General features: G+C 73.9%; 1 pseudogene. It reads left to right on the top strand.

The window, feature by feature from the left end:
• Position 1: 1 nt before the first annotated feature.
• Positions 2 to 253, top strand: a pseudogene (locus UUA_RS19755) (alginate export family protein); the annotation flags it as partial.

Raw genomic sequence — 253 nt, 5'->3', positions numbered from 1 at the left:
CCTGATCGCGCCGGCCTGGGCGGCCGGCGTGACCGGCAACGCCAGTGGGCCGACCACATCGGCCGGACCATCATGGCAACTGGAGTGGGATGCCCGCCTGCGCCACGAGCAGGTCGACGACGACGCATTCGCGCGCGACGCCCGGGCCGACACCCTGCGCCTGCGCCTCGGCCTGCATGGCGAGTTCGGGCGCGGCTGGAGCGGACTGGTCGAGGGCGCCGGCGTGGCCAGTGCCGGCAACCACTACAACAGC

The sequence above is a fragment of the Rhodanobacter thiooxydans LCS2 genome, assembly GCF_000264375.1.
GTDB lineage: Bacteria > Pseudomonadota > Gammaproteobacteria > Xanthomonadales > Rhodanobacteraceae > Rhodanobacter > Rhodanobacter thiooxydans.
This window is presented reverse-complemented; position numbering and strand designations above follow the sequence as displayed.